Below are 17791 nucleotides of genomic sequence, written 5' to 3'. Positions count from 1 at the left end.
GTCAACTTACCACTCAAGGAGAATCAATGCCCATCCATTTTGGCACCGACGGCTGGCGCGCCGTCATCTCAGATAGTTTTACATTCAGTAATTTACGCATGGTTTCGCAAGCCATCGCCGACGCAGTTGCTTCAGATCACTGGGACAAATCCGAAAACGTCGATTCCAAAAAGATCGTGGTTGGCTACGACACTCGCTTCCTCTCGGACCGCTTCGCAGGTGAAGTGGGGCGCGTCCTTGCCGCCAATGGCTTTACCGTCCTGCTGGCACAATCGGACTCACCCACACCTGCCATTTCATACGCCGTCAAGAACAACAACGCCATTGCAGGCGTGATGATCACTGCCTCACACAATGCGCCGCGCTATAACGGCGTGAAGTTAAAGGGCGCATTCGGCGGCTCAGCGCTGCCGGAACAATGCCGCCGCGTGGAAGTCTACATTAACGACAACGAAGAACAGGCACGCGGACCCAACTTAATGGATTACAACAAGGCGCGCGAAGCGGGACTGATCCAACGTTTCAATCCATTGCCCGCCTACTTTGACCATCTTCGAAAGCTCATCAATACCGATGTGATCGCCGAAAACCCACAACGCTTCGTGGCAGATGCCATGTACGGGTCAGGGCGCGGCGTGATCAAATCCTTTTTGCAGGGCACCGGCTGCGAGGTCTACGAGATCCGCGGCGAGATGAACCCCGGCTTCGGCGGTGTCCACCCTGAACCGATCGCCAAGAATCTGGGCGCATTATCCAGCGCGGTCAGTTCGGGTTTTGGAAACTTCGGCGTGGTCACCGATGGTGATGCCGACCGCATCGGCGCGATGGATGAACGCGGCAACTTTGTTGACCCGCACAAGATCATGGCACTCTCGTTGAAATATCTCGTTGAGAAACGCGGCATGAGCGGCGCAGTCGTCCGCACGGTTTCGACCACACGCATGCTGGACCGTCTTGCCAAGCGCTATGGTGTCAAAATTTACGAAACACCTGTGGGCTTCAATCACATTGCCGACATCATGATGAATGAAGATGTGCTCATCGGCGGCGAAGAATCCGGCGGCATCTCATTCAAGGGACACATCCCCGAAGGCGACGGTCCCATCATGGGCTTGTTGATCGTGGAAATGCTGGCAGCATATGGCAAGTCGCTTGGCGAGCTGGTCAACGATCTGCTTGCAGATGTGGGTCCCGCCTTTTACGAACGCGTTGACCTGCGCCTCAGCCGCCCGGTTGCCAAAGCCGAGATGACCGAATTCCTCACCAAAAATGCACCTGCTGAGATCGGCGGCGCAAAAGTGTCCGAGATCAGTCAACGTGACGGCGTTAAATACATCATGTCTGACGACTCCTGGTTATTGGTTCGCCCATCGGGTACCGAACCGGTTCTGCGTGTCTACGCCGAAGGACGCACGAATGACATGGTCAAAGCGCTCTTGGGATATGGAAAGAGTGTTGCTGAAAGCGTCGTCTAAATTTTGATAGAGAAGTAATGAATCAAAAACTCACCCGATATCACTGGGTGAGTTTTTGATTCAGGGTGATTAACCAGTTAGCGGGTCGGGGCGAAGCGTAAACGGCGCGCCATCAAAATGACGATAATGAACGCCAGTGCCATCACAACCAACCCCGGCACACCGACATCTTCCACAAAGCCGGTCTGCGGTAAAGCAGTGGTGGTTGGCACAATGGTCAACTGTGCAATGGCAGCTTGGGTCAGCGCCGCACCAACAGTGGCAGTAGCCGCCGCCGGAGTACCAGCCCCGGTTACAAGGTTTGGATCGGCAGTGCGGGTCACAGTGGCAATATTCACCACAGGTGTGGATGTCGGCGGTAGAGTTGCCGTCGGCAAAATGGAGGCTTCGAAAGTGGCGGTCAGGGCATCATTGATAAAGTTGCTGGCGACCTGTGCAGTTTCAGAAGCTGCCACAGCCTGCTCATTGACCTGTGTGCTGGAATTCTGGGTGAAAAGATAAACACCTACAAGACAGGCAATGGAGATCAGGATGATACCGCCCAAAATACCGGCAGCGATCAGGAAGGTGCGATTATTATTCGACTCTTCCGGAAGTTGTCCGTCGTCGGGGACGTTTTCATCAAAATTGGGTTCTTCAAAAGACATGGAGCACTCTCCTGATTATTATGGTCTTCAATTTACAGTTCAGCCGGGGCAATTATCCCACAACTTCCATGTTTACGAGCGGAACGATCACCGTTTCGTCATTCTCAAGTTTAACTTCAGCTGCCTGAGCGCGCAGTCCGCTGGGCAGGGTGGTCAGACCGGGCTTGATGGATACAATGGAACCGATCATTCCCATGGCTGGCGGGCGGCGCATTTTAACTTGCAGTCCCGGCGCAAAAGCTTCGATCTCATTGAGCATGGGCGGCTCGGCAGAGACAGGCAATGGAATGAATATCTCGGGGCGCGCACCAGTATAGCGATCATAAGCTTCGGCGTTCAGGGAAATTTCACGCTTGGCATTTGTGCTGAGCAATTTATATGCAGCTGAATTCATCGACAGGGAACCGATGCCGTCTGTAACCAGAATGGGGAAACGCATCTCACGCGCTTTTTGCAGCAGCGCAGGCTGAATGCTGGAAACGATCAACCCACGGGCAGGCAGGTCTGCCAGCGCCTGCAAGGCTTCGACCGTATTAAGCATACCTCCAAGGATAATGGAACCGCGCAGGCTGACATCCACACGACCCGGCACCAGTACGGTATCGGGAGCTTCCATCAAGTTGACGAGCAAGCCCGCGTCAATGCGACCGTTCCCCCAAACACCCTGCACCAATCCGCCAGAGGTTTGGATCACCACACCGCGATTCGGCACAACCTGGATCACGGTACCAGGGATACCGGCGCGTAATTCCATTTTTGCTTCGCCGACTTCCATCAAAACCTGACCGCCCCCCACAGCCACAACACGCCCTTCGCGCGGTGCGCGAACTGAACGAGCGAACATGCCGCGCCCAACGGCGATCGTGGTGCCTGCTGCGATCTTATCGTCCACCTGGCACTTGATCAATTTCTCCGCAGCGATGGGCGAAATGCCCAATGTGCGAGAGACATCCAGCAGGGCATGTTCACGCGCCCAGTGAGTTTCAGCAACAATCTCACCCGCGGTCACTTTCTGTTGAACGCGTGCGATGACATTTCCGGAGACAGGCAAAAGCCGCTCACGGACTATGGTGGTCAGACCGACGACATGATGTACGGGTGCAAGCATGGATTATCCGCCTCCCAATGTCCAGTTCCATTTTTTGATAAGCTCACGCCGCCGCACGGGGTCGGCAGGCATATCCAATGGACGTCCACGTCCATCGAAGACAATGCCAAGTGCGCCGCCAGTAACAGTAAGCGCCTTCACGCCACGACCAGGACCGAAACCAATATCCACACCACGGGCAACTTGAATGGTGATCCGCCCGGTTTCACCGCTGGCAAGCGGGAGGGTTTCAAGGAACCCATACTTGAGATCCATGGCGGCTTCTGCGCCGTTTTCGTAAATCACTTTTGCCTTCAAAATGGAAGAACCATATCGAGCAGAAACGACCGGTGAGATGACGGTACCCACGCTTAGGAATGCGCCTGATTCAAGTACCTGCACTGGCAGGATGTTGTTCTGAGAGGCGGCGGCACCGAGCATCGGCATGAGGTTATTTTGGTCGAGGATGATAGTGGAAATGCCAACAGGTTGAACCGTGTCGAGGAGCAGGAGCAGGCTCTGACCGGGGCGTGAAGCGTCACTGAGGGCGGCGCCTCCAGCAATGATAGGATCAAAGAGCGGGACAAGAGTCGGTTTGATCGAAGCGGCATCCTTGGGAAAATCACGGCGAGCCGCTTGCATGGCAAGGAACAAGGCCTGTTTTGCCACAGATTGCGCGATGACAAAATCTTCTTTCGTGGCGGCAATGGTCGAAGGGTGCAGTGCTTTTTGATGCAGATAATCGAGGATGGCGCTGGTGGGAATATCAAGGGTAGACCAACGCAGGATGTCTTCCAGTGTGGTGTAATTCAATAAACCCGGCAGGTTCTCACCAATGCCGAATTGCGGGAAGGTCTTCAACACGGATTTGTTCTTAAACCCGGCAGAGATGATCGCAGCCGATACGCCAAGATCCACACTGAGCAGCCCTTTGTTAGAGCCATACACATTCGAGAGGAAACGCACCATGCGCCCGGTTGCGTACGATGTGGGTAGAGTATGCCCGCCCGCCCAAAGGTCGAGCATATCCAAACCTTTGAGTTGCTTCTTGCGGATGTTAATGAACATCTGAGCCAGTTCAAGTTCGGCGGGGTCAATGTCTTCGGTTTCAAGGGATGGGCGGATGTTATGGCTAAAATGCAGGCTGGATGCCAATGAACCAACAAGCGCTTTAACTTCATCCACCAGTTTGGCGTTGCCCGCATACAGAACAGCGGGGCGTTTTTCTTCGGGTAAAAGGTAGCTGGCTAACCCGATCGGGTCGAGTAATTTTTGAATGGAGCGCGATGCGCCGCCATCGGTTCCCCCGGCAATGATGACCATATCCGGACGCATGCGTAAGATGCTGTCTATCTGTTGCTCAGGTTTGCGATGGTCGCTCAAGCTGATGGCATCCAGGACGCGGGCATAGGTGGTCTCGGTCAATCGGCGGGCACTGTCGAGTGAAACATCCTTGAGCAAACCGACGACAAGGGTCCTGACAGCCGGGCCGGCAGAAATGGTGACCACAAGCGAATCCACGCCAGAACCGTCCGGCTGACTCGGCAAAATAAGACTGCGGGCAGAATTGAGCAGAGTCTTTTTGAGGATATTCTGCAAGACTTGAATGGCATTCCGGGCACCTTCGGAAACATCCTTGAAGGGTGCTTCGGCAGTGCTGGGAGCAATACCAGACGCGACAAAGCGATATTCGCCTTCGATCACGTCGAACAATACGGCACGAGTGTTCGACGCGCCGACGTCGATGGCAAGCAGGGAGTTACTGGTAACCAGTGAAGTTGGCATGAGATCTAAGGAATCCCGAACAAAGTTTTGATGAAAACGACAAGTGAAGAAACGCGATCGATCATGGCGGTGAGCGCCGCAGCGTAGACACCTGCGAAGACCACGCCCAGGGTAATTCCAATAAAGATGCGGCCCACCCATGCGATCATATCGATCAAGCCAAGGCGTTTGGTTGAGCCATCCAGTTTTTGGCGGGCGCCAAAGTGGAAGTAGGCAAGTGAGGTGACCACACCAAGCAGCATGATCGTACCATTCCCCAACACTTCAAACACACTGATGTTGCGCGCAGCAGCGGCACTCTGATCGAAGAAATTAATTGTTGCCGTCACTTGTGGAATGAGCGTGCCGGTCAATGCACCAGCGAGCGTGACAGCCGCTCCCGCCCCTACCAGGAATGCCATCGTGATGCGGGCAATACCCGCCAGACGTGGAGACCCTTTCATCAAGATGAAGCCAAGCCCAAGCAACGGCACGACCAGCAGAACACCTTGACCATAGGCTCCCGTTAGCAGGACGTTGCCCAACGGCATGAAAAGTTTCGGATACAGCACTTGCCAGATGATAACTGCCGCGGCGTACCCCGAAGCAACCCCTACAAACAGATACACGGCAATTTTGAAAAGGGGGTTATCCCCGATCAAATAACTCAGGATCAAAAGAGTGAACAGGAAACTCAGCGCGCCGGTGATGAAATCGAGAGGAATAAAAGGCATATCTACTTTCCTCCTCTCGCCGCAGCACGGTCACGCAGACCGAGCGCCAGATTCAAGAAACCGCCACCGATTGTGACCACCATGGCAAGCAACATTCCAATGCTAAAGGCGTCCCAATAATTTCGGGCCATGCCGGGGCGTCCGTTGTTGTATTGTCGTTCGATGATCGCGCCTCCATATAGACCGGAGACCATTCCTGCCACCTGTCCCGATTCATAATATGGCTGGATCATCGGCGAGGCTTGCGCACCGGCAATGACAATAACCGGAACAACGCCGCGCGAACCTTCCGTCTGCTCAACCCAGGAGCGGGCGGCATCGGCACTGTCAGTAATGAGGATGATGGCGGCAAATTTGGTCAGGTCGGTTACATCTTGCAATGGTTGCTGCGCCCAGGCAGGCTGACTGTTAATATCCAGCCGCGCAACCGTGGATGGACTTTGTGCAAAAGCGCGGATACCCATCTGTCCACCAGAGAGATAGCCAAGGTTCAGGTAGGTAACTCCGCTTTGATAGTTATGAACAGCCAAAGGTCCTGTAATGAAACGTTCGGCAAGTATCGATCCGTTTTCGTTACTGGCAATGAAGGTCAGGCGTGGGTGTTTCAACAAAAGCAGGTTATCAAAAAGCGGCGCAGCGGCGGCTTCCATTTCAGCAGCACGGGCGGGTTCATAATCCACTGCCACCAATACAGGTGCATTTTCAGGAATGGCTTGCGCAACAGCTACAGCAAAACCAAGTTCACTTGGAATGCCAAGCGGAGTGGAAAAGACCTGTGTACGCATGAATGTGGTCGCAAATGCCACAAGGATCAAAATGGCAGCCAGCGCCCAGCGTAAACCACGGGAAGCGACCAATGATTTTTCTGAAACCAGAGATTCCGGCGCGGTCTCACCGGCAAGAATCTGCTCCAGGATCGCGGCATGTTTCATCTGCTCATCGCTGGCATTCAGCTTGATGGAATATGACTTGGGTTTACTGGTTGGCATGAAACCTGTACCCATCGGCAGAACGCCCGAAAGTCCAGCCAGTGCGCCGCGCGATTCCATCGTTTGATCTTTGGATGCCTGAACGATGTTCGTCATGACGTTTTCATCGGTCGGGCGCATCGCCTCCACCCACGAAGGCAAAACGTTCGGTGCCAATATATCCGAACCAGTGATCGGCTCCGGCACCACCCCACTGGCGCTGGATGGCGTTTCCATGGCGTTGGAAAGCCAATCAGGCATTTCTGCAAAGAGGGCATCATCCTGGCTGGAGAAGGAATCTTTCTCAAATGCGGGTGCCGATTCATAACCGGTATCCACCGGCGTTTTAGATATTTCAATTTGCGAAGGCTCAGCAGTCATTTCAGTTACTGGTGCAGAGTCATCAAAGATCGAGGTTTGCGGCGCAGCAGATTTCAACCAGTCTGGCAGGTCGCCGAGAATATCACCCGATGCCGATGCGGCATCTTCCACAGGCTGTGCCGCGCCCGCGTTCTCATCAGATGCCAACCATGCAGGTGCCGCGGGTTGTGCTTCACTTTCCTGCAGCCAACGCGGAGTAGAGTCCACTTTCTTAGAAGCCTCCGGCTCTGCTGCCAGCCACGAAGGCAGGTCACCATTGGACGCGAACGGTTCGGACTCAACTGGAGCTGATTCTGTAAAGGGAGCCGCTTCGCTGCTGAAAACGGCTGCTCCACCCAAACCACTCAACCAATCAGGAGTCTCTGCAGATTGATTGAAAGGATCAGCAGGTGTTGCAGGTTGGATCACGGTACTGGCATCCGCCGCCGACATTTGATTTAACCAATCTGGTGTATCCGCCGGAAGATCAAAAGCTTCGGCAGATTGTGTCTGTGCGGCAGAACCTGCATTGGCAGACATTTGGCTCAACCAATCTGGTGTGGAGGAAGAAGACTGCGGCGCAGCATTCGTATCTGCAGCCGGCTGCTTGAACCAATCATTTGTATCAAACGATGTTTCGGCAGGAGGCTCAGGTTTTTCGCCCGCATCGGCAGCCATTTGCTTCAACCAATCCGGCGTCTCATCAGAAACTGGCGGGGAGAAAGATGCATCAAATGCCGGGGTTTTCTGAATGGACGGCTGCTCAGCATCAGTTTCACGGAACCACTCAGTAAGCTCATCTTTTTCTTCCACAACCGGCTCAGACTGGATCCCAGCCAGCCAGGAAGGAACTTCTTCTTCAGCGGCGGCTTCCTGTTGGAAGTCGTCTTTTTTACCGGTTTCCACCCAACGGATGCCACTGGGTTCCGCTTCATCGTGTTTCGGTTTCGGTTGTGCCGCGCCGGTGATGCTGGCGAGCCAGTCGGGAACGTCCTCTTCGTCATCATCCCCTGCCTGAGATTGCAAACCCGCTAAAAAGTCGTTACTTGCAGCGACAGGTTTAGGTTTGGCAGGCGGCGCTTCATTTACAGTAGGTTTTTGTTCAAGCGGAGGTTCTGTCAGCTTCGCAGACTCGCGTGCATCCCTGAGCCATTGCGGCAGGATGGGTTCCAGTTCGCCGGTATCCATGTTTACAGGCGACTGCCCAGGTGTAAAAGCAGATTCACTAACAAGCGGCGACTGACAGCGCTGGCATGTTTTTTGATTAGGCGGGTTCTCAGTTCCACAGACGGGGCAAACGATCATATCAGCCATGTTCTAGTTGCCCCCATAAGGACGATCCACGCCGAACAGAACGCGCAAACCAGTAGTAAGTGTGCCAAGCGCAACACCGATCAAAATCCCGCGCGCGCCGCCCAGCGCCCAGATTTGCGAGATCCATGGGCGAACCAGTGTACCAATGATCGGGACATCTCCAAATGGCAGGGTTGCCGAACCCAGGAAAATAAGCCCGGCGGTGATTACAAATATGATGCTCATGGTATCCGCCCGACGGCGCAAGAGGCGAATAATTGCATATAGCAAGGTAACTGTGAGCAAGCCCATCAGGGTTATTTCGACGGGGATAATGATGCCGTTCAAGGCAATGGCTTGCAAAAACGCATTCTGCGGTTTGAGGATCAAGCCAAAAACAAAAGTGGCGAATAATCCCATAATGAGAATGGCACTGTAAACAGCATCCTTCTCACGACGGCGGATCTTATCGAAATGAACCATGCCAAGGTTAAGGATACCTGTCAACGTTGCCGCCCCAGCAAGGATGACCGCCCAATCAAGCAGAATGATCTGAAAGATCGCTGCGGCTGGGAGGAAATATCCAAGCAGGACGAGAAACCCAACCGTAATGGCAATAAATGCGGTCACAATACGCATCAGATGACCCCCACAAATTTCGCAGCCGCACCGCCCAACAAAACGAGAATGATCAGCCAGCGAAAGATATCCTGCACGGTCAGGCTGGCAGCATGAGCAGTATCTTGATTAAGATATGCCACACCCGCAAAAAGTTCTTCGCCGATCAATGGGTCTTGTGTGCTGGCAAACAGAACGGCCTGCCCCGCCAGGTTATCAGAGGCGCCGATCAAATTGATGTTCGCCCGGTCAGATGCATCGGTCAGCAGCCCTACTTCAGGTCCTACATGCCCGATGATGATATTCGTGGAAACATCTTCATTCTGCGCAATATGCATGGCTCCGGCCGCATAACTGAAGGGAGTCAGACCGGTAACACGCCCCATAGTATGGACGTAGTCCTCTTCAACACCGGCAGCCAGATACCCTGCTTGCAAAGTATCCTGCGTCAGCAAACCCAGCGTTGGGTCACCTGCAGAAGCGACAGCCGGTTTATCACTAACCGAAGTGCGCTCGGCAATATTCCTTAAGAGCGCCAACCCGGCAAATGCAGAACCGCCGCGTGCATCCAACAGGTTGCCATTACCGAGCGAAATATGAAGGCGCTTGCCGTCTTCAATGCTCAAACCCAGGGTATGCACAAGTTTGGTAAAAGCCGCAATTTCACGCAAATGCGCGGGGGAACGCCGCTTCCACAGCGTAATGACAAGTAACAGGAAGGTGGCAACTACAAGGATGGCAGGGGCAATCATGAACTCGCTCCAGGGTAATTTAAAAAGGAGACGAAAGCGCGGGTCTCGGATTCATCTTCAAGCATACCGGCAAGAGCAGAAAGCTGGTCGCTTTTGAAAAAACCCCCGCCAAAATAAATCGCCTGTGCACCGAGCAGAGCAAGTGGACTTCCTGCTTCGAGGAACGAGGCGACAAGATCGTGAAGTTGATAACGGCGCAAGGACTCAGCCCAGCGTTGCCAGAATTCGCGGGTTGACTTCATATTAATGCGAGTATAGCATAATTTTAAGGTTGACCCCGCCATATCCAGCCGGGAAATGTTACAGTTTTGTGAAATTTAAAAAGACCCTAAAGGGTTTCAACCTTTAGGGTCTGATATTTACGGAGCGATCACTGTATCGGGCGGGATCTCCACATCCTTAGGGATGATGACTATACCATCACGCACATACCATTTTTCATGGTCAATATCCGTATTGCGCGGGAAGGGTCGAATGGTCACATTGGATCCAATACGCACGTTCTTATCCAGGATGGCGCCTTCGATATGGCAGTTGGTACCAATGCCAATCGGCAATACACCCGAATCACGTTCAAAATAATCCGAACCCATCACGATACTATCCTTGATGACACAGTCCGCGGCGATCTGGCTGCGAATACCAATAATGGAATGTGAGATATCCGACTTCAACACACGACTGCCTTCGGCGATCAAAACATCCTTGAACTTGCAATCCTCCACGATCGAAGCAGGCAGGTACCGAGTGTCTGTATAGATCGGCAGTTTTGCATCGTAAAAATCGAAGGGAGAATCCGAACGGGTGAGCATCAGGTTGGTCTCATAAAACGAGCGGATCGTTCCAATGTCCTGCCAGTAGCCGTCAAAATCAAAGCCAAAGACCTGATGCGTCTTGATTGCCTGCGGAATGATGTCGCCGCCGAAGTCATCATAGTCCGGAAAGTTATTAATGAAATCAACCAGAACCTTCGTGTTAAACATATAAATACCCATCGAACCAAGGTATGGGCGTTTGGGATCATCCCGGCTGACGAATCGTTTCTGGGTTTCTGGGTCTTTGGGCTTTTCAAAAAAGTCTGATATCTTGCCATCGGATTCACGCTTCAAGACTCCGAAGCGGTCTGCTTCTTCCTTGGCAACCGGCTGCACAGCGACGGTGATATCCGCCTTATTCTCCCAATGGTATTCCGCCATGGCTTTGTAATTCATTCGGTAGAGATGATCCCCCGCCAAAATGAGCACGTACTTTGCTCCAGAAGCCTGGATCTCCATCATCTGTTTACGCACGGCATCGGCAGTGCCCTGATACCAGTCGGCGCTTTCAATGGTTTGTTCCGCCGCCCAGATCTGCACCCAACCCTGGTGAAACGAGTCGAAGTTATACGTGCGGGTAATGTGACGGTGAAGCGACACCGAATTGAACTGCGTCAGGATCGCAATTCGAAATATCTCTGAGTTGATGCAATTGCTGATGGGAATATCAATGAGACGGTATTTCCCCGCAATGGGAACGGCAGGTTTCGATCTCATCTGCGTGAGCGGATAAAGACGCGCCCCGCGTCCACCCCCTAGGATCACTGCCAAAACTTCGTTATACGACGGCATACTGGAACCTCCTGGATTTTTTCGTTCAGGATTGTCGAGCAATGTCCTCTATTTTACACCCTTCATCTTACGAATGCGATGAATTACGTAGGCGATTGGGTATGCCAAAATGATAATAAGGTCAAATAGAGCAAAGAAGAGTGAAAGCTTCATTGCGGGTCTCCTTCCCAAATAAGTTAATTGACCAAATACTGATCATGTACAATTCTTATACGCATTAAGTACAAGAATTGTTGCTACTTTCACATTTTATACCCCCCAATAGGGTAGTCAATATTATTGAGGGGTTCACATATATGAATCAAACGTCCTCCATTTCTGGAGGACGCAGCCCTGGGGGTAGTAAACTACCCGTGCGGTATAATTTGCGTGTGCCGAAGGAGGGAATCGAACCCTCATTCCCGGAGGGAACACGATTTTGAGTCGTGCGCGTCTGCCTATTCCGCCACTTCGGCTCGTTGTCGAACACCCCGCTCTAGCGGGGCGAACGCAAGTATACCACTCCCAAGAACAAGGTCAAGATGAAACTAGGAATTATCGGTCTACCCCAATCAGGCAAAACAACGATCTTCAACGCCATCACCCGTGGCAACGCCCCCACCACCGCCTCCGCCGGACGCATCGAAGTTCACCAGGCTGTTGTGGATGTCCCCGACCCACGTGTGGACCTGCTCTCAAAGATGTTCAACCCGCGCAAGACGATCTACTCCAAGGTGACGTATGCCGATATTGCCGGTCTGGATAGCGGCTCTGCCAAGAGCGGCATCTCTGGTCAATTATTGAACGTCATCAATCAGATGGACGCACTGATCCTCGTAGTGCGCGCCTTTGATAATGATAACGTTGCCCACCCGAACGGCAGCATCAATCCTCTGCGCGATGTGGACACGATGACCAGCGAATTGCTGCTGAATGACCTCATCGCTGTTGAGCGCAAAATGGAACGCCTCGTGGATGAACGCAAAAAAGGCGGTACCGATAAGACCCTCAACGCCCGCCAGACAGAGTTGTTCGAGAAGTTGCACGCTGCACTTTCAGACAGCAAGCCCTTGCGTGACTTGGAATATACCCCCGAAGAAGAAAAAGAGCTCTCAAGCTTCGGCTTACTCACTCGCAAACGCCTGTTGACCGTATTCAACCTCGGCGAGGGACAGTCTGCGCCGGATGCGGATCTCGATCACCCTTCGGTAGCGCTCATGGGGAAGTTGGAAATGGAGATCGCGCAACTTTCACCACATGATGCGGCAGTCTTCATGGAAGAATACGGCATCAAAGAACTCAGCCTAAATCGCATGATCAATGTGTCTTATGAATTACTGAGCGAGCAGACCTTCTTCACCGTGGGTGAAGATGAAGTCCGCGCATGGACGACGCACCGTGGGGCGACCGCGCAGGAAGCTGCGGGCGAGATCCACACCGATCTTTCGCGTGGATTCGTTCGCGCCGAGGTGGTGGCTTATGAAGACCTGACCAGTCTTGGGTCCATGAATGAAGCGAAAGCCAAAGGCAAGTTCCGCCTTGAAGGCAAGGAATACATCGTCAAGGACGGCGATATCATGCACGTCCGATCCAGTTTGTAGATCAAAAGGTGACAGTCATTTTATAAGTGACTGTCACCTTCTAGAATCCATACTTAAGAATGGGTCGAAAAAAATCTGTTTGTGATAAAACACCAATCTAAGGAGATACCATGGCTTATAAACTTTCCAAATGGGACCTTTCCCAACTGTATAGCGGCTATGACAGCCCTGAACTTGAAAATGCGTTCGACATGATCGAAGAACAGGTCGCTTCTTTTGAAGGGGTTCGCAATAAACTGACACCGGATATTTCCACCGAGCAATTTATGGACGTGATGAAAGCCGATGAGACCTCGACCCGTATTGCGAATAAGCTCTATTCGTTCGCAGGCTTGTCGTTCACTGCGGATACGCAAGACCAGAAGGCACAAGCCTTGCAGGCGCGTGTGATGCAGTTCCTGGCGGAAAACCAGAACCGCACCTTGTTCTTCAGCTTATGGTGGAAAGAACTCGATGATGCAAACGCCAAACGCCTGATGGATGTTTCGGGAGATTATCGCTATTATCTCGAAGCAATGCGCTTATACAAGCCGCACACCTTGAGCGAAGCCGAAGAGAAGATCATCAACCTCAAGAATGTGACTGGCGTAAGTGCGCTGGGCAACCTGTACGACTCCATTACAAGCCGTTATATGTTTAAGTTGAAAGTGGGCGGCAAGGAAAAAGAAATGACGGCTGGGGAATTATATTCCTACCGTTACAGCACCGATCCGGCTGTCCGTGCTGCGAGTTATCAATCCCAATTCAAAGTTCTGGCAGAGGATGGCAACATCCTCGGGCAGATCTACCAGACCATTGTGCGCGACTGGCACAGTGAGAACATCAACCTGCGCAAGTTCAAGAACTCGATCGCACCGCGCAACTTGAGCAATGACGTCCCCGACGAGGCCGTGGAAGCTTTGTTGAGCGTAGCACGCAAGAATACGGGCATCTTCCAGCGTTACTTCAAGATGAAAGCCAAGCACCTCGGCATGAAGAAGATCCGCCGTTACGATATTTATGCGCCGCTGGCGGCTTCGAAGAAGACCTATGATTGGAATACTGCCGTCAATATGGTCTTGGATGCATTCCAGGGCTTCTCGCCCAAAGTGGCGGAACTTGCCAAGCGCGTCTTTGACCAGAATCGCATTGACAGCGAAGTTCGTAAAGGCAAACGCGGCGGCGCGTTCTGCTGGGGCTTCCTGCCGGAAGAGACGCCGTATGTGTTGGTCAACTATCAGGGCAACAGCCGCGAAGTGGCGACCTGGCGCATGAACTCGGTCATGCCATTCATGCCATGCTGGCGGAGCATCACAGCACCTACACCTTCCATTCTTCATTGCCGTTGGCAGAAACAGCCTCCACCTTTGCAGAAATGGTCTTGATCGACAAATTACTTTCAGAAGAAAAGGATGAGTCTGTGCGCCGCGACATCCTCTTCAAGCAAATGGATGATGCCTACGCTACGATCATGCGTCAATCGTATTTTGCACTGTTCGAGAAGACTGCCCATGAGCTGACCCAAAAGAACGCCTCGGTGGATGACCTTGCCAATGCCTATCTCGAAAACCTCAAAGAACAATTCGGTGACTCACTTGAGTTGAGCGATGAATTCAAATGGGAATGGGTCGGCATCCCGCACATTTACCAGACTCCTTTCTATGTCTATGCCTATGCCTTCGGTCAGTTGTTGGTCTATGCCTTGTATCAGCAGTTCAAAGCGGAAGGCGAATCGTTCAAGCCGAAGTACCTCAAGATCCTTTCGGCAGGCGGCTCCGAAGCGCCAGAGAAGATCCTGAGCGAAGCGGGCATCAACATCCGCGACCCGAAGTTCTGGCAGGGCGGCTTTGATGTGCTGGAGAAACTGGTAAGCGAGTTGGAAAAGCTGCCAGTTGAGAAAAAGCCTGCCGCACGCAAGGCGGCAAAACCTGCCAAGAAAACCACAGCTAAAAAACCAGCTACCAAAAAAGTTGTGAAGAAAACGTCTGTAAAGAAAAAGAAATAATACAAACAAGAAAAAAGACCCGGTGATGTAGACTGAACCCTTCGAGCAAGACAAAAAAAGAAAGCCCCACTGGTCAAATGGACAGACACCTGGTTTCGTAAGGTGTCTGTCTTGTTTTCAATTGTATCCGTTCATAGTTGTAAAAGTAAATGTATTCATCAATAAGTTGCTCTGTATCTTTAAAGGTGGTTTGCTTGAATTGTCGCAAATATTCCTCTTTGAGGTGTCCAAGAAGTTCTCCATCGGAGCATTATCCCAGCAGTTTCCACGACGCGACATGGAAGGCGTGATGTTATACTCGCCGACAAGGACATGATATGCCTGTGAAGTGTATTGCGTCCCCTGGTCACTATGGAGGACAAGTCCATCAGTGACCTTTTCTTTTTGCTGGGCTCGTTTCAGAGTCTGTGTTACCAGAGCGATCGAATTGGTTTGGTCAAAGACATGTGCCACAATAAAGCCATCGTAGAGATCCTTGATGGTGGACAAATACGCCCAGCCCTGCACGGTGCGAATGTAGGTGACATCCGTGACCCACTTCTGGTTTGGCTTTGTCGCGACAAAGTCTCGATTGAGAACGTTGGGATAGCGATGGTAGGTGCCGATTTCTTCCAGCTTTTTGTACATTTTGGGCTTTCTGGCTTGCGAACGAATACCCAGCTTGCCCATCAGCCGTAAAACAGCCTTGTGATTGATTTGCAGACCCAGTTTTCGCTGGAGATGGATCGTGATCCGCCGATACCCGTAGCTTTTGTGTGAAGCCTCATGGACCGCCTGGATTTTTCTCCATGCGTCCCTGATCCGGGTCTGTTTCTCCCAGTTTCCTCTCCCATGCATAATACGCCGCTCGCGAAACACCAAAGAATTTACACATCGCCTTCACTTCGTATTCTTCCTTATGGTGGTGGATCGCCCGATATTGCGCTGCGCGAGCTGCACTTTCCGCAATTCGGTATGGAATTTTTTTAGGAGTGCATTTTCCATTCGCAGTCGTTCCAGTTCCCGCTCTTCCGCTTGCGATTTCAACGGCCTCCCAATTGGTTTATGAAAGGAGGCTTCCCCTTCCTCTCGATACTTCCGTACCCAAACTTCGATCCGTTCGGCTTTACGGATTTCCAGCCGAGTCGCCACAGCCGCATACGTCAGATGCTCTTCCAGCACCTGGCGCACCGCCTCCTGCTTAATTTCCACCCGATAGTGCTTCATTCCTTTTCGTCCTGACATAAAAGCACCTCCTGTGCTTAGTTTCTCACAGGAGGGCTTTCTTTTCATGTCTGCTTTTCGGGGGTCAGTTCAATGAGCCGGGTCTTTTTTCTACTTCACCGTGACCTGAATGACTGCTGTATCCACGATGTGGTCATTGCGGACAACGATCAATTGCACAGCATATAAACCACTCAAACCTGTTGTATCCCACTCGGCGAGCAGCCCGCCATCCACAGGGGTGTACGTATCTTCTCCCAACTGCACCCATTCCTGCGGATTCAAACCTTTGCCGATCTGCACACGATAGTACATGAAGTCTTCTCCGGTTGCAGTGCCGAGAATAAGCACTTTGCCATCCACATCTGCAAATAATTGTGGGGCAGTGATATTGGCTTTGGGGTTCATAGGCGGCGCTTGAATGGCATCATACGAAGTGGGTGGAAGCGCCACGCCTGTACCCAATGCCCATTCACGCGCTTCATCCGGGATGAGCATATATACACGCTTATCGATCAATTCAGGCGGAGTGAACACCGTGGCAAGCAAACCTGTTTCGCGATTGATGGAGTATTCACGGAACAATGTATCGGCTTGGGTCGGCTCACTGCCATTCAGGAAAACTTCCGTCACCAAATTGGGACATTCGCGGGTTGGCAGCATGCCGGAAGGGTCACAGACAGCCAGCGAAGTAATGTCTTGCGGCGTGCTCCACCCGTCTGTAGGTTTGCCTTCCGAGGCAATTTGCATCAGCGCATTCCACAATACAGCCGGGAAGCGCGGAGTGACCCGCCCGGTCCGGCTTGCTGCGGAGTTGAAAGATCATCTCCATGCACACCTATCCAAACGGCGACAGAAACATACGGTGTCTATCCGACCACCCATGCATCCTTTCCATCCACAGTCTGACCTGGCTTTACACCGGCGGGTCTGCCAAGCTCCAGCACATTCTGTCTGCCCCAGGTATCCCAGCGGGCTGGCTCATCGCTCAAGACATGCGTCATCAAATACGCCATGGCAGGCGTCACCACTGTCTGCGCCTCGGGCACAGACCAATCCAGGATCACGCCATGATCCACGCCTTCGACACGCAGAACCGTCACTGGCGAAAAATCACTGCCGAGGTACTGACCGAACTTTACTCCTTGCACGCCGAAGACACCATACGCACTCGCCAGATCTAACATTGCTGAACTTTCATTAATATCCAACCCAAAGGAAGCAGCGATCTTTGTCACGTTCTCAATGCCCATTTGGGTTTTCAACGTTTCCATGGGGACTTGATAATCATTCACCAATGCTTCACGTAAAGGCAGTGCGCCATGATACTCGCCGTCAAAGTTTTGCGCAGCAACATTGCCGGGAATATCCCACGTTAAGGAAGCTGGACTTAACCCGCGAGTGAAACCTGTAAGATAGACGAACGCATCCAACACCGACCCGGAACTGTGTGCGCTGACCAGAGGCGTTTCTACACCTTGAATGGTCTCCCCTACCAGAGCCAACACCTGCCCGGTCTTGGGGTCGAGGACGACTGCGCTGGCGGATGAATCAGCATAGGTGACATCCGGCGGCAGAGATGGGAGCAGCCGCACCGCTTCACAATCGCTTTGGGGTTCGGGCAGGTCTGCCAAACGGGAAGCGTAAATTTCGGTAACACAGGCAGCGTTCTTTTGCAGGTTGTAATCGAGCGTAGAAATGATCAACAAGCCGCCGCGT

The 17791-nt window shown here is 52.4% G+C and carries 17 protein-coding genes and 1 tRNA gene; 4 read left to right on the top strand and 14 right to left on the bottom strand.

The window, feature by feature from the left end; translation table 11 throughout:
• The first annotated feature begins 26 nt into the window (after positions 1-26).
• Positions 27-1475 carry a phosphoglucomutase/phosphomannomutase family protein gene (locus IPG80_RS10000; protein WP_345105937.1) on the top strand — a complete coding sequence of 483 codons (1449 nt, stop codon included), beginning with the start codon at positions 27-29 and terminating at the stop codon, positions 1473-1475.
• A 77-nt stretch (positions 1476-1552) separates the two neighbouring features.
• Here IPG80_RS10000 and IPG80_RS09995 read toward each other — a convergent pair whose 3' ends face one another.
• The 10 genes from IPG80_RS09995 to IPG80_RS09950 form a co-directional block, all read right to left on the bottom strand.
• Entirely contained in the window at positions 1553-2122 is a 570-nt protein-coding gene (locus tag IPG80_RS09995; RefSeq protein WP_345105934.1) for a hypothetical protein, read from the bottom strand.
• Positions 2123-2174: 52 nt separating this feature from the next.
• Positions 2175-3230 carry a hypothetical protein gene (locus IPG80_RS09990; RefSeq protein ID WP_345105932.1) on the bottom strand — a complete coding sequence of 352 codons (1056 nt, stop codon included), beginning with the start codon at positions 3228-3230 and terminating at the stop codon, positions 2175-2177.
• 3 nt (positions 3231-3233) lie between these two features.
• Positions 3234-4994, bottom strand: coding sequence for a glutamate mutase L (locus IPG80_RS09985; protein ID WP_345105929.1), 1761 nt, complete (start codon positions 4992-4994; stop codon positions 3234-3236).
• Positions 4995-4999: 5 nt separating this feature from the next.
• Entirely contained in the window at positions 5000-5707 is a 708-nt protein-coding gene (locus IPG80_RS09980; protein ID WP_345105926.1) for a hypothetical protein, read from the bottom strand.
• 2 nt (positions 5708-5709) lie between these two features.
• Positions 5710-8349 (bottom strand): hypothetical protein, encoded by a 2640-nt coding sequence (locus IPG80_RS09975; RefSeq protein WP_345105924.1) that lies wholly within the window; start codon positions 8347-8349, stop codon positions 5710-5712.
• Between the two features lie 3 nt (positions 8350-8352).
• Positions 8353-8967 (bottom strand): hypothetical protein, encoded by a 615-nt coding sequence (locus IPG80_RS09970; RefSeq protein WP_345105921.1) that lies wholly within the window; start codon positions 8965-8967, stop codon positions 8353-8355.
• A complete protein-coding gene (locus IPG80_RS09965; RefSeq protein WP_345105918.1) occupies positions 8967-9698 on the bottom strand; it encodes a DUF6754 domain-containing protein in 732 nt (243 codons plus the stop codon). The genes IPG80_RS09970 and IPG80_RS09965 overlap by 1 nt, the downstream gene beginning before the upstream one ends.
• Complete coding sequence (locus IPG80_RS09960; protein ID WP_345105915.1) at positions 9695-9940, bottom strand: hypothetical protein; 246 nt, start codon at positions 9938-9940, stop codon at positions 9695-9697. Before IPG80_RS09960 ends, IPG80_RS09965 begins: the two co-directional genes overlap by 4 nt.
• 117 nt (positions 9941-10057) lie before the next feature.
• On the bottom strand, positions 10058-11305 hold the full coding sequence (locus IPG80_RS09955) for a glucose-1-phosphate adenylyltransferase (RefSeq protein WP_345105912.1): 1248 nt from the start codon (positions 11303-11305) through the stop codon (positions 10058-10060).
• Between the two features lie 372 nt (positions 11306-11677).
• Positions 11678-11760 (bottom strand) — tRNA-Leu (locus IPG80_RS09950).
• A gap of 66 nt (positions 11761-11826) precedes the next feature.
• On the opposite strand from IPG80_RS09950, the gene ychF reads away from it, so the two are divergent.
• The 3 genes from ychF to IPG80_RS09935 all read left to right on the top strand — a co-directional run bounded on the left by ychF (position 11827) and on the right by IPG80_RS09935 (position 14869).
• Positions 11827-12885, top strand: coding sequence for a redox-regulated ATPase YchF (gene ychF / locus IPG80_RS09945; RefSeq protein ID WP_345105910.1), 1059 nt, complete (start codon positions 11827-11829; stop codon positions 12883-12885).
• Positions 12886-12995: 110 nt separating this feature from the next.
• A complete protein-coding gene (locus tag IPG80_RS09940) occupies positions 12996-14249 on the top strand; it encodes a M3 family metallopeptidase (RefSeq protein ID WP_345105908.1) in 1254 nt (417 codons plus the stop codon).
• Complete coding sequence (locus tag IPG80_RS09935) at positions 14162-14869, top strand: M3 family metallopeptidase (RefSeq protein ID WP_345105906.1); 708 nt, start codon at positions 14162-14164, stop codon at positions 14867-14869. Before IPG80_RS09940 ends, IPG80_RS09935 begins: the two co-directional genes overlap by 88 nt.
• Positions 14870-14986: 117 nt before the next feature.
• Here the strand turns inward: IPG80_RS09935 and IPG80_RS09930 are convergent, their stop codons facing one another.
• The 4 genes from IPG80_RS09930 to IPG80_RS09915 all read right to left on the bottom strand — a co-directional run bounded on the left by IPG80_RS09930 (position 14987) and on the right by IPG80_RS09915 (position 17781).
• Positions 14987-15706 carry an IS3 family transposase gene (locus tag IPG80_RS09930; protein ID WP_345106046.1) on the bottom strand — a complete coding sequence of 240 codons (720 nt, stop codon included), beginning with the start codon at positions 15704-15706 and terminating at the stop codon, positions 14987-14989.
• 42 nt (positions 15707-15748) lie between these two features.
• Complete coding sequence (locus IPG80_RS09925) at positions 15749-16093, bottom strand: helix-turn-helix domain-containing protein (protein ID WP_345105904.1); 345 nt, start codon at positions 16091-16093, stop codon at positions 15749-15751.
• 90 nt (positions 16094-16183) lie between these two features.
• Positions 16184-16822, bottom strand: coding sequence for a hypothetical protein (locus IPG80_RS09920; RefSeq protein WP_345105902.1), 639 nt, complete (start codon positions 16820-16822; stop codon positions 16184-16186).
• Positions 16823-16941: 119 nt separating this feature from the next.
• Entirely contained in the window at positions 16942-17781 is an 840-nt protein-coding gene (locus tag IPG80_RS09915; protein WP_345105900.1) for a penicillin-binding transpeptidase domain-containing protein, read from the bottom strand.
• Between the last annotated feature and the right edge of the window lie 10 nt (positions 17782-17791).

Origin of the sequence: Candidatus Villigracilis vicinus, from assembly GCF_016702885.1 — a bacterium.
GTDB lineage: Bacteria > Chloroflexota > Anaerolineae > Anaerolineales > Villigracilaceae > Villigracilis > Villigracilis vicinus.
Note: the sequence above shows the minus strand (reverse complement) of the source record. Positions and strands in the feature narration are given on the sequence as shown.